Origin of the sequence: Streptomyces atratus, assembly GCF_014648655.1 — a bacterium.
In the GTDB taxonomy this organism is placed as follows: Bacteria; Actinomycetota; Actinomycetes; order Streptomycetales; family Streptomycetaceae; genus Streptomyces; species Streptomyces atratus.
The window spans coordinates 107,172-118,952 of the sequence record NZ_BMRN01000007.1 but is presented as its reverse complement, the minus strand read 5'-3'; the positions used below and the strand labels follow the sequence as shown (position 1 = coordinate 118,952).

General features: G+C 67.6%; 7 protein-coding genes. 1 reads left to right on the top strand and 6 read right to left on the bottom strand.

The features are described 5' to 3' along the window. Window positions 1–4: 4 nt before the first annotated feature. A complete protein-coding gene (locus IEZ15_RS14415) occupies window positions 5–709 on the bottom strand; it encodes an SIMPL domain-containing protein (protein WP_189277056.1) in 705 nt (234 codons plus the stop codon). A 167-nt stretch (window positions 710–876) separates the two neighbouring features. Between IEZ15_RS14415 and IEZ15_RS14410 the strand changes: the two genes are divergently transcribed. Then, window positions 877–2,688, top strand: a complete 1,812-nt coding sequence (locus IEZ15_RS14410) for a bifunctional metallophosphatase/5'-nucleotidase (protein WP_189277053.1) — start codon at window positions 877–879, stop codon at window positions 2,686–2,688. Between the two features lie 94 nt (window positions 2,689–2,782). Here the strand turns inward: IEZ15_RS14410 and IEZ15_RS14405 are convergent, their stop codons facing one another. The 5 genes from IEZ15_RS14405 to pepN form a co-directional block, all read right to left on the bottom strand. After that, window positions 2,783–4,201: a lysine N(6)-hydroxylase/L-ornithine N(5)-oxygenase family protein gene (locus tag IEZ15_RS14405; protein WP_189277051.1), complete on the bottom strand. Its 1,419-nt coding sequence runs from the start codon at window positions 4,199–4,201 to the stop codon at window positions 2,783–2,785. Then, window positions 4,198–5,595, bottom strand: a complete 1,398-nt coding sequence (locus tag IEZ15_RS14400; protein ID WP_189277049.1) for a pyridoxal phosphate-dependent decarboxylase family protein — start codon at window positions 5,593–5,595, stop codon at window positions 4,198–4,200. The genes IEZ15_RS14405 and IEZ15_RS14400 overlap by 4 nt, the downstream gene beginning before the upstream one ends. A gap of 206 nt (window positions 5,596–5,801) precedes the next feature. Further along, a complete protein-coding gene (locus IEZ15_RS14395; protein WP_189277047.1) occupies window positions 5,802–7,994 on the bottom strand; it encodes a hypothetical protein in 2,193 nt (730 codons plus the stop codon). A 190-nt stretch (window positions 7,995–8,184) separates the two neighbouring features. After that, window positions 8,185–8,820, bottom strand: coding sequence for a DUF3800 domain-containing protein (locus tag IEZ15_RS14390; RefSeq protein WP_189277045.1), 636 nt, complete (start codon window positions 8,818–8,820; stop codon window positions 8,185–8,187). Window positions 8,821–9,202: 382 nt separating this feature from the next. Next, on the bottom strand, window positions 9,203–11,707 hold the full coding sequence (gene pepN / locus IEZ15_RS14385; RefSeq protein WP_189277042.1) for an aminopeptidase N: 2,505 nt from the start codon (window positions 11,705–11,707) through the stop codon (window positions 9,203–9,205). Window positions 11,708–11,781: the final 74 nt, after the last annotated feature.

Sequence of the window (11,781 nt, the reverse complement as noted above, 5' to 3'; positions counted from 1 at the left end):
CTCTTTATAGTTTTGGCGGTGACATGGTGAAGCGAGCGTTCACCTGGGCGTAGACCGTCTGGCGTTGTGGTTCGAGGTCGAGGGCCGGGGCGGGTTCGGCGGCTGCTCCGCCGTATGCCGCGCGTCTCCGGACGCCGCCGGGTGCGACGGGCATGGCTATGGCCGGGGCGGCGTTCTCCGCGCCGAGGTCGGCGAGTTCGACCAGGGCGGTGAGGTGGGCGCCGAGGGCGTCGGCGTATTCGCGGGCGCGCTGGACGGCTTCGCGTACGGCCTGGCGGCGGGCGTTCGCGTGGGCGGGTGAGTCAGGGCGCAGGGCCCACCAGGGGCCGTTGACGCGGATCATGTCGAGGTCGGCGACGCGGGTGGTGAATTCGCCCAGTGCGGTGAAGTCGTTGAGGACGGCGGTGACATGGACGCGTCCGTGGTAGGCGCGGATTTTTTCGTCGCGGCCGCGTTGGGTGAGTTCGGGGGTGATGGAGAATGCGCCGGTTTCGAGTTTTTCGACCGCTTGTCCGTAGGACCGTGCGAGTTCGAGGACGTGGTTGTTGCGTCGGGTGAGGTCTTCGAGGGCGGCGCGGCGGTCTTTTCCGCGGGCGCTGACCGTGATGCCGATGTGGGCGGTCTCGGGGTCGACTTCGAGGCGGGCTTCGCCTCGGACGGCGACGCGGGGGTGGTCGGGGGTGCCGTAGGGCGGTGGGGTTTCGGTCATGGGTCCACTCTCGCATCCGGGTACGACAGCGGGTGGTCATCAGATCGAAACCCGCCAGGGGTGTTGCCGGGTGTGGCTCCTGGGTCATTATCTACGCGCGTTGTGCACTGCGAGAACTGAGCTGTACGAGTACTGAGCTGTATGAGAACTGAGATGTGGGAGACGAAATGCCGCTGAACCGTAGGACGTTCCTGGGCACATCGGCGGCCGCCGGTGCCGGTGTGGCGATCGTGGGTGGTTCCGCCGTTCCTGCCGCGGCCCACGGTCATGGCGATGGGCACGGCCACGGGCGTCCGCCGAAGCGGTACTCGTTCACCGTGATGGGCACCACCGATCTGCACGGGAACGTCTTCAACTGGGACTACTTCACCGACAAGGAGTTCGACGACAAGGCCCACAACGACGTCGGTCTGGCGAAGATCTCCACGCTGGTGGACCAGGTGCGCCGGGAGAAGGGCCGTCACAACACCCTGATGATCGATGCGGGTGACACGATCCAGGGCACCCAGTTGTCGTACTACTACGCCAAGGTCGATCCGATCACGGCGAAGCACGGCCCGGTGCATCCGATGGCGCAGGCGATGAATGCGATCGGCTATGACGCCGCGGCGCTCGGCAATCACGAGTTCAACTACGGCATCCCGGTGCTGCGGAAGTTCGAGGAGCAGTGCGACTTCCCGCTGCTGGGTGCGAACGCGCTGGACGCGAAGACGTTGCGGCCGGCGTTCGCCCCGTATGTCATCAAGAGGATGCGTACTCCGCACGGTCGGGATGTGAAGGTCGCGATCCTGGGTCTGACCAACCCTGGCATCGCCATCTGGGACAAGGCGAATGTCAGCGGGAAGATGGTGTTTCCCGGTCTGGAGGAGCAGGCGGCGAAGTTCGTGCCGCGGCTGCGTTCCATGGGTGCGGATGTCGTGATCGTCTCGGCGCACTCGGGCAGCAGCGGTACGTCGTCGTACGGTGATCAGATCCCGTATGTCGAGAACGCGGCGGGTCTGGTGGCCGAGCAGGTTCCGGGTATCGACGCGATCCTGGTCGGGCATGCGCATCTGGAGATCCCCGAGTACTTCGTGGAGAACAAGCAGACCGGCAAGAAGGTGGTGCTCTCGGAGCCATTGAAGTGGGGGCAGCGGCTGACGCTGTTCGACTTCGATCTGGTGTGGGAGAAGGGCCGCTGGGTGGTGGAGAAGGCGGGTTCGCGGGTGTTGAACTCCAACACCGTGGCCGAGGACCCGGAGATCACGAAGCTGCTGATGGACGAGCACGAGAAGGTCGTGGCGTACGTCAATCAGGTCATCGGCACGTCCACGGCGGCGATGACGACGGCGGAGGCGGCCTGGAAGGACGAGCCGATCATCGATCTGATCAATGTCGTCCAGGCGGAGACGGTGAAGGCGGCGCTGGCGGGTGGTGAGTACGCGGCGCTTCCCGTTCTCTCGCAGGCGTCCTGTTTCTCACGTACGGCGCAGATCCCGGCCGGGAATGTGACGATCAAGGATGCGGCGGGTCTGTACCCGTTCGAGAACACCCTTGAGGCGCGGCTGCTGACCGGTGCGCAGATCAAGGACTATCTGGAGTTCTCTGCCCGGTACTACGTGCAGACGGCGGTCGGCGCTCCGGTGGACACGGCGAAGCTGACGAACGCGGACAACACTCCGGACTACAACTACGACGCGGTGTCGGGTCTGACGTACGAGATCGACATTGCGAAGCCGAATGGTTCGCGGATCGTGAATCTGTCGTTCGAGGGGAAGCCGATCGATCCGGCGGCGCAGTTCGTGCTGGCGGTGAACAACTATCGGGCGAGCGGTGGTGGCAATTTCCCGCATGTGCCGGGTGCCAAGCAGTTGTGGGCGAACTCGGAGGAGATCCGTAACACGATCATTGCCTGGGTGCAGGCGAAGGGTTCGGTGGACGGTGCGCAGTTCGCTTCGGTGGACTGGCGTCTGACGCGGGAGGGTACGCCGGTGTTCTAGGCGTTCGCGCCTGGGTGTACTGGTGTGGGTCGGCGGCCGTCCTCTCTTTCCGGAGCGGGCGGCCGCCTTCTGTCTGTGTGTGTGGGGGCGGGTTTCAGTTGCTTTGGGCGAGGGGGATGCGGTCGGGGTCATGGGTGGGGGTGGGCGGGGTCTGGGGGGTGAGGCCGAAGGTGGTGAAGGCGGTGCGTTTCGGGAGGGGGTAGGCGTTGGTGCCGGTGAGGTTGTTGAGGATGGTGGCGCTGCGCCAGGCGGCGAGTCCGAGGTCGGGGGCGCCGACGCCGTGGGTGTGGCGTTCGGCGTTCTGTACGTAGACGTTGCCGGTGACGGTGGGGTCGAGGACGAGGCGGAACCGGTCGTCGATGCGGGGGCGTGCGGAGGTGTCGCGGCGCATGTAGGGGTCGAGGCCGGTGAGGATGCGGTCGAGGGAGCGTTCGCGGTAGCCGGTGGCGAGGATGACGGCGTCGGTGGTGAGGCGGGAGCGGGTGTTCTGCTGGGTGTGTTCGAGGTGGAGTTCGACGCGGGTGTTGGCGACGTGTCCTGCGGCGTGCAGGGAGACTCCGGGGGTGAGGGTGGCGTCGGGCCAGCCGCCGTGGAGGGTGCGGCGGTAGAGCTCGTCGTGGATGGCGGCGATGGTGTCGGCGTCGATGCCTTTGTGGAGCTGCCATTGGTGGGGGACGAGTTCGTCGCGTACGGATTCGGGCAGGGCGTGGAAGTAGCGGCTGTAGTCGGGGGTGAAGTGTTCCAGGCCGAGTTTGGAGTACTCCATGGGTGCGAAGGCTTGGGTGCGGGCGAGCCAGTGGAGCTTTTCTCGGCCTGCGGGGCGGGAGCGCAGGAGGTCGAGGAAGATTTCGGCGCCGGACTGTCCTGATCCGATGACGGTGATGTGTTCGGCGTCGAGGAGTGTTTCGCGGTGGTGGAGGTAGTCGGCGGAGTGGATGACGGGGGCGGATTCGGCTTCGGCGAGGGGTTTGATCGGGTCGGGGATGTAGGGCTCGGTGCCGATTCCGAGGGCGATGTGGCGGGTGTATGCGCGGCCGAGTGCTTCGGCTTCGCCGTCGGTGTCGAGTTGGGTGAAGTCGACTTCGAAGAGGCCGCGTTCGTTGTTCCAGCGGACGGCGTCGACCTGGTGGTTGAAGTGGAGGCCGGGGAGCTGGTCGCTGACCCAGCGGCAGTAGGCGTCGTATTCGGCGCGCTGGATGTGGAAGCGCTCGGCGAAGTAGAAGGGGAAGAGTCGGTCGCGGCTGCGCAGGTAGTTGAGGAAGGTCCAGGGGCTTGCGGGGTCGGCGAGGGTGACGAGGTCGGCTAGGAAGGGGACTTGGAGGCTGGCTCCGTCGATGAGGAGGCCGGGGTGCCAGTGGAAGGCGGGGCGCTGTTCGTAGAAGGTGGCGGTGAGGGGGTGGGGGTTGCCGGGGATGCCGTGGGCGAGAGCGGCGAGGGAGAGGTTGAAGGGGCCGATGCCGATGCCGACGAGGTCGTGTGGCCGGTCGGTCTCGGGGGTGGGCAGGTCGGTCATCGGGGGGTGCTGCCTTCTGTGAGGTCGTGGGCGAGGTGGTTGACGAGGTCGAGGAGTGTGTTGAGGTCGTCGGGGGTGGTGTGGGGGTTGAGGAGGGTGGCTTTGAGCCAGAGGCGGTTGTTTGTGTGGGCGCGGCCGAGTACGGCGTGGCCCCGGATGAGGAGGGTGCGGCGGATGGTGGCGACGGTGTTGTCGTCGGCGTCGGTGGGGCGGAAGAGGACGGTGCTGATGGTGGGGCGGTCGTAGAGGTCGAGGGTGGGGGTTTTGGCGATGAGGTCGGCGAGGTGGTGGGCGGTGGCGACGGTGTGGTCGATGAGGTCGGCGAGTCCGGTGCGGCCGAGGGCCTTGAGGGTGACGGCGATCTTGAGGGCGTCGGGGCGGCGGGTGGTGCGCAGGGAGCGGCCGAGGAGGTCGGGGAGGCCGGCTTCGGTGTCGTCGTCGGCGCTGAGGTAGGAGGCGCGGTGGTGGAGTGCGTCGAGGTGGGTGCGGTCGGGGGTGGCGAGGATGCCTGCGGATGCGGGTTGCCAGCCGAGTTTGTGCAGGTCGAGGGTGACGCTGTGGGCGCGGTCGAGGCCGTGGACCTTGCCTCGGTGGGTGGGGCTGAAGAGGAGGGGTCCGCCGTAGGCGGCGTCGATGTGGAGTTCGGCGCCGTGGGTGGTGCAGAGGTCGGCGATGTCGGCGAGCGGGTCGATCTGGCCGGTGTCGGTGGTGCCTGCGGTGGCGGTGACGAGCAGGGGGCGGTGGAGTTCGGTGAGGGCTTCGTCGAGTGCGGCGAGGTCCATGACGCCTGTGGGGGCGGGGATGACGAGGGGTGCGGGGAGGCCCAGGAGCCAGGCGGCGCGGGTGATGCTGTGGTGGGCGTTGGCGGCGCAGATGGTCTGTACGGGGCCGTTGCGTTCGCGGGCGAGGAGCAGGGCGAGTTGGTTGGCTTCGGTGCCGCCGGTGGTGACGAGTGCGTCGGGTGAGGGCTGGTGGGGGTAGATCTCGGTGGCGAGTGCGGCGGTGATGTCGGCTTCGAGGGCGGAGGCTGCGGGGGCCTGGTCCCAGGAGTCCATGGAGGGGTTGAGGGCACAGGCGGCGAGGTCCGCGGCGGCGGCGAGGGCGAGGGGTGGGGTGTGGAGGTGGGCCGCGCAGAGTGGGTCTGCGGGGTCTGCGGCGCCTTCGGCGAGGGCGCTGACGAGGGTGCGCAGTGCGTCGTGGGGGCCGGTGCCGTGGTCGGGGATGACGGGGTGGGTGGCGGTGCGCATGCGGGGGGTGACGGCGTCGGGTCCGCCTGCGGGGAGGGGGCCGTCGCGGCGGTGGGCGCCGTCGTGCAGTGCGGTGAGGACGGTGTCGATGAGGGGGCGCAGGGCGGCTGGGCCGGTGGTCGAGCCGGCGAGGGGCGGGGTGGGCATGGCTCGGTGTCCTTCTGAGGGTGCGCTCGGCGTGCGGTCACCTCAGCCTGTACGGACTCCTTGTGGTGTGCCTCGGGGGTGTGGAGATCTCAACTCGAAAGTGGGACGGATACGCTGAGAAGGACAGGTCGGCTGTCTGCTGCTGATAGCGAGATCGGGAGGCCCCGGTGGTCCGGGGCCTCCCGATCGGACGACTGCTCGTCGTGTCAGTAGTCCTCTTCTTCCGATTCCTCTTCATCGGTGGGGCGTTGAGCGGGGCGGCGATTGTAGATCAGGCTTTCGAGCGCACGCACGCTCTCGTCCAGGGTTTGCCATTCCTCATATGAGCCGAAGGGATGGAGAGTTGTGGCCCGGGACGCGGGTTCGTCCGCGAGGGTCAGGAGTGCGTTGAGGGTGGTCCTGGCGTCAACGACGGCCTGGACGAGTGCCCTTCTCTGGATGGCGAAGCGTTCACCGAGTGACAGTTCCTCATTCTCGGGCTGCTCGTTGCTTGCTTCTCGTTCTCGCGCTCTGACCGGGTCGGAGGTCAGTACCAGGCGCATCTGTGTGAGTGGCTGGACGGCAACGCCGCCTCGGTCTCTGCGTATTCTGTCAGGCTGTTCGAGGTCGACATCAGGGACGGTGTACATGCCGGACTGGTCGCGGCCGAGTGTCTGTGCGGTGGTGAATGAGTTGGCGCATTCACTATCGGGGTCGAATGCGTTGGCAGCGAAGGCGAGCTGCCACAGTCCTTCTTCGTGCTCAGCGAGTCCGGCGACGACTTGGTTGACGTCGGACCGCCAGGGCACTGTTCTACCGACTGCGGACCCTACGTTGCGTGTGATCATTTTGTCGGCGACCAGGGCGTTGCCGCCGGCCACCGCGAGGGTTTGCTGCGCGTCCCTGTCACCGGCGAGTGCCAAGGGGATGAGGGTGGTGAAGTCGTCGCACGGCACGGGTGACCAGCTGTCCATGACTCGTTTGGTCAGCACGCCGCCGTTGGCCCAGGCGTTGCGGGCCTGCTTGAGGGAGTCCGACTTCGTGCCTCGCCAGGGCAAATCAATGATCGGCCCAAGGATCTCCGCGTACCCGACAGTCTTCATGAGGCGGGTGCCCTTGATGTCCTTGGCATGCCGCTTGACCTGGTCGAAGATTTCCGGTCGGGTCAGGCTATGGGTGAGGTAGACGGCGCGCCACAGTGCCGTGCCCGGAATCCGCTGGTCGTGATAGATCTCGCGCAGGTCTTCGGGGGGCCGGTGCCCCAGTGCCAGGGCGACGATGCCGTCGAGGAGGTTCGGTCCGGCTTTGCCACCCAGGTGTACGCGTCTCAGGGCACGCGATCCGACTTCGACGTTCTGGGCGGCGGATTCCCAGGCTCTGAATTCGACGTGGACGGCGGCGAGGATGGAGCGGATCGCGTCGTCGAAGATTTCTCCGGGGGGCAGTCCCGTGTTTCCGTGGCGTCGTAGGCCGACGGCGATCTGGGCGGGGACCACGAGGGTCTGACCAAGACGCACCGACCGGTCGGCCGGCTGCTGTGGGCCCAGTCCCTTGTAGAACTCTGCGCGCAGTCCGGCCAGCGCTTCCTGCCTGCCGAGTGCCATGCGCTGGCTGAGCGGTTTTTCCGTCGCGCCGCGCCGCTGGGGCTTCTCTGCGAGAAGCAGGCGGGTGGCGGTCTCGGCGATGCGTTCGGGATCCGGGGTTTCCTGATCGGTAAGCAGGGCCCAGGCGCTGGTGAGGCGCGTAATGCCGTCGCGTACGACGAGCACGTCGATGGATTCGGTGCCGTCGGCGAATTCCAGGCGGCCGGGGTGGGCGATGACGGCTCGGGTGATCCGTCGGGACAGGATCGACTGGTCGTACGGATTCGGGTTCGCGCGGCGTGTGGCGGTGAATGTCTGCCGGAGGTGGTCCCGAAGGTGGGTGAGGTCGCGGTAGGTGTAGACGACACAGGCGTGCGGCTCCCCGTCGGGGCCGACATCGCCGTGGACTTCGGGATCACCGATCGGGAGGGCCTCCTGGCCGGTGCGTGGCTGGAGACCAGGGAAGAGTTCGGTGAGCCAGACACGGGTGTGCAGCGAGCGCAGGGTGGCGCCTTCGACGTGCTCCTCAATCAGGGCCGAGGTCTGGCCCTTCTGGGAGCGGAGCTGGGCGGCGGCGGAGGCGGGGGCGACCATGCCCCGGGCAACGGCATGCCAGGAATCCATGTCGATGGCGGTGCCCACGGAGTCGTGGCCCGCTCTGACCAGGGCTGTCCGGTCGGTGACGGAGGACAGCTCGGGAAGGCTTCGCTCGAAGCCGGAGACGGTGAATTCTTCGTCTCCGTAGAAGAAGGTGATGGTCTGCGGGCCCTGGCCCCTGTCATCCAGGCCCGCGCCTTCGTGGTCGGTCGGTTCCTGGAATCCGGTGGGGATATTCATCTGTCTCCTTCATCTGCTTGTGTTGCCCCTCCATGGAGATCAGCTTTTCCTCCAGCTGGCCTCCCGTGGTATATGGCGCTAGACTGCGAGGGCGGTCCGGGTGCCACTGGTATGTGCACCAGGTCTGCTTTCACGGACCCCGGCTGCCAGGCCGGGGTTTCGTCGTTTCGCGGTTCGATTCCACAGCGGCTCAATATCGCAGCGGCGTCTTTGCCTTGGGCAGGTAACGGCTGTACCAGTGCCACATGAAGCGCCGGTTCTCCTGCTGGGCAACGGACTGGAAGGCGGCATATGCGACCAGGTCGGCTGCCTGCAGCCAAAGAGACTCGTGCGCCGGTCGCTGCTGCGCGGGCCGGACGACGCGAGCGGGCTGAACGTCGGTATGGACCTGCCCGTAGAGAGCTTCGGTCCCGTCACCGTCCACGACGAGCGCGGCGTGCTCACCACCGGCGGCAAGCTCCCGGTCGAGCTGCCGCAGAAGCCCCTCGTACGATGCCGCCCTCGCCCTGCGCCAGTCGCCACTCACCGAGGAATGCACAGCGGTGACGGTCACTCCCGAGTGGCTCCCGATCAGGTCAAGGGCGCTCTGCGCCATGCGGTACCGGTCAAGACGGGCGGGGTTGTAACCGCCGGGCCGTCCCCGTCCGGGGATGAAGCGGGTGGCGTGGAGTTCGTAGTCGACAGGGACTCCGTGTTCGGCGAGCCATTCGGCGCGGAGGCCAAACCAGTCACGCTCAAACGCGGCTGCCTGGTGCACCGATGCGCTGACGGCCGCGTACACAGCGAGGCCTTCTCCGGGGATACCGGAGTCGTCGATGTGGATCACACGGTCGACAGGAAAATTCGCGTTGATGGCGGCGCCATCCTCTCGCTCGAATCCGACCTGAACTCAGATGTCTTGCGGCTGCACCGCTTGACCCGGGGTACGGATTCGTGCGATACGCGCTGCGTCGATCCGGAGAAGCACTCGACGGACTCTCGCTCGCCCGTCTCCGCCCATGATTCTGGTCGGAAACGTCAGCTCAAGGCTCCTGGCAGGAGCACCCAGCCATATGCCGGGCACCGTGTCACGCTCAGCCGAATGGCTCGTAACGCGTCAAGGTTAACTCGGCATCTTTCACACCGTCAATTCTCATTTTTTTTAACCCTGTTGACCTCCCGCGGCCGGAATCACGCTGCGGGAGGCCCGAGTTGGCGCAACCCGCTGGTCAGCTGCCAGTTCGCACGTTGAGGGCGCGGCGCAGGTCGTCGATCTGGTCGATGAGCTTGCGGCGCAGGGCCGGGATGAGGTCCTTGTTGTTCAGGGCCTGTTCGCCGAGGTGGAGGCTGTCGGCATCGACGGCGTACGCGGGGAAGGCGTAGCGGCCGGCGGCTTCGGCGATGGCGGGGCCGCGGCGGGCGGCGAGCCGGGTCGCCTCGGGGTAGTAGCGGGGCACGTAGTCCCGTACGAGGTCGGCCTGTTCGGGTTGCCAGAAGCCCTGGGCGGTGGCGGTGAAGAGGTAGTTGGAGAGGCTGTCGTCGTTGAACAGGGCGTGCCAGGCGGCGGCCTTGGCCTCGGGGGTGGGGAGGGCGGCCCGGCAGCGGGCGGCGCCTTCCTGTCCGGTGGCGCTGGGGTCCTGTTCGAGTTCGGCGGTGATGGCGGTTTCGTCGGTGGCGCCGAGGACGGCGAGGCGGGTGAGGATGCGCCAGCGCAGCTCGGGGTCGAGTTCGGGTCCGCCGGGCACGGTGCCGTTGGTGAGCCAGTCCTGGATGGTGTCGGGCTGGGTGGCGGCGTCGATGAGGTGGCGTACGGCGACGAGGCGCAGGCCGGGGTTGTGGCCGTCCTCGGTGCGGCGGATGAGGTCGCGGCACAGGGCGGTGAGGGTGGCGAGGGCAGCGGGGCGGTTCTCGGGGGCGAGGTAGCGGCCGGCGATCTGGGTGTCGGCGAAGGCGAGTACGCCCTGGGCGAGGGCGAGGTCGGTCTCGTGCGGGAGGTGTGCGCGGGCCGCTTCGAGGTAGGTGGTGGGGGCGAGTTCGCCGTCGCGGACCATGTCGCGGGCGGTGTTCCAGATGACGGCGCGGGTCAGCGCGTCGGGGATGCCGGACAGGTCGCGTACGACGGTGTCCCAGGACTTGGCGTCGAGGCGGACCTTGGCGTAGCTGAGGTCGCCGTCGTTGAGGACGACGAGGGCGGGGCGTCGGCCGGACAGTGCCTTGACCGTGTCGTTCTGGGGGACGTCGATCTCGAACCGGTCGCGCAGGACGAGGCGGTCGGGGCCGGGGTGGGCGTCCGGGGCGTGGTCGTATGCGCCGACGGCGATGCGGTGGGGGCGGGTGCCGTCGTGGTCGACGGTGAGGGACCACATGCCGTCGGACTCCTCGACCCGGGGGGTGAGGGTGTCGACTCCGGTGGTGCGCAGCCAGGCGTCGGCCCAGGCGTGGACGTCGCGGTCGGTGGCCGATGCGAGGTTGTCGATGAAGTCGGCGAGGGTGGCGTTGGCGAACTTGTGGCGGGCGAAGTGGGTGTTGATGCCGGCCAGGAAGTCCTTCTCGCCGAGCCAGGCGACGAGTTGGCGCAGGGCGGATGCGCCCTTGGCGTAGGAGATGCCGTCGAAGTTGAGCATCGCGGACGCGGTGTCGGGGACGGCGGCCGGGTCGGGGGCGACGGGGTGGGTGGAGGGGCGCTGGTCGGCGTCGTATCCCCAGCCCTTGCGGGCGACGCCGAAGTCGACCCAGGTGTCCGTGAATCGGGTGGCCTCGGCGAGGGTCTGGTAGCCCATGTACTCGGCGAAGGACTCGTTGAGCCAGATGTCGTCCCACCAGGCGAGGGTGACGAGGTCGCCGAACCACATGTGGGCCATCTCGTGGGCGATGACCATGCCGCGGGTCTGGCGCTCGGTGTCGGTGACGGCGGAGCGGTAGATGAACTCGTCGCGGAAGGTGACGAGTCCGGGGTTCTCCATGGCGCCCGCGTTGAACTCGGGGACGAATGCCTGGTCGTAGGAGTCGAAGGGGTAGGGCTCGTCGAACTTCTCGTGGAAGCGGTCGAAGCAGGCGCGGGTGATGTCGAGGATCTCGTCGGCGTCCGAGTCGAGGTACGGGGCCAGTGAGCGGCGGCAGTGGATGCCGAAGGGCAGTCCGGCGTGTTCGGTGGTCACGGAGTGCCAGGGGCCTGCGGCGACGGCGACGAGGTAGGTGGAGATCAGCGGGGTGGCGGCCAGGGTCCACCGGCCGTCGCCCCGGTGCTCGGCGATGCCGTTGCCGAGGACGGTCCAGCCTTCGGGGGCGGTGACGGTGAGCTCGAAGACGGATTTGAGGTCGGGCTGGTCGAACGCGGCGAAGACGCGCTGGACGTCCTCCATGAACAGTTGGGTGTAGACGTAAGTTTCGCTGTCGGTCGGGTCGGTGAAGCGGTGCATGCCTTCGCCGGTGCGGGAGTAGCGCATGGCGGCGTCGATGCGGAGTTCGTGTGCGCCGGCGGTGAGTGCGGTGAGCGGGAAGCGGTTCTCGGTGAGGTCGGCGGGGTCCAGGGGCTGTCCGTCGAGGCTGATCGAGTGCAGGGTGGCCGGCTTGAGCTCGACGAACGTGTCTCCGGCCGCGGCTGCGGTGAACTGGATGACGGTGCGGGAGTCGAAGGTCTCCTCCCCTCCGGTCAGATCGAGGTCGATCGTGTACCGGTGTACGTCGAGGAACTGGGCTCGGGTCTGCGCTTCGTCGCGCGTCAGTACGGACATGCACCCATGCTGCCGTACGGCCCGGGCGGGGCGCAGGCGGGTTCTCCCAAGGCGATCGAGGGCTCGGCGGGAAG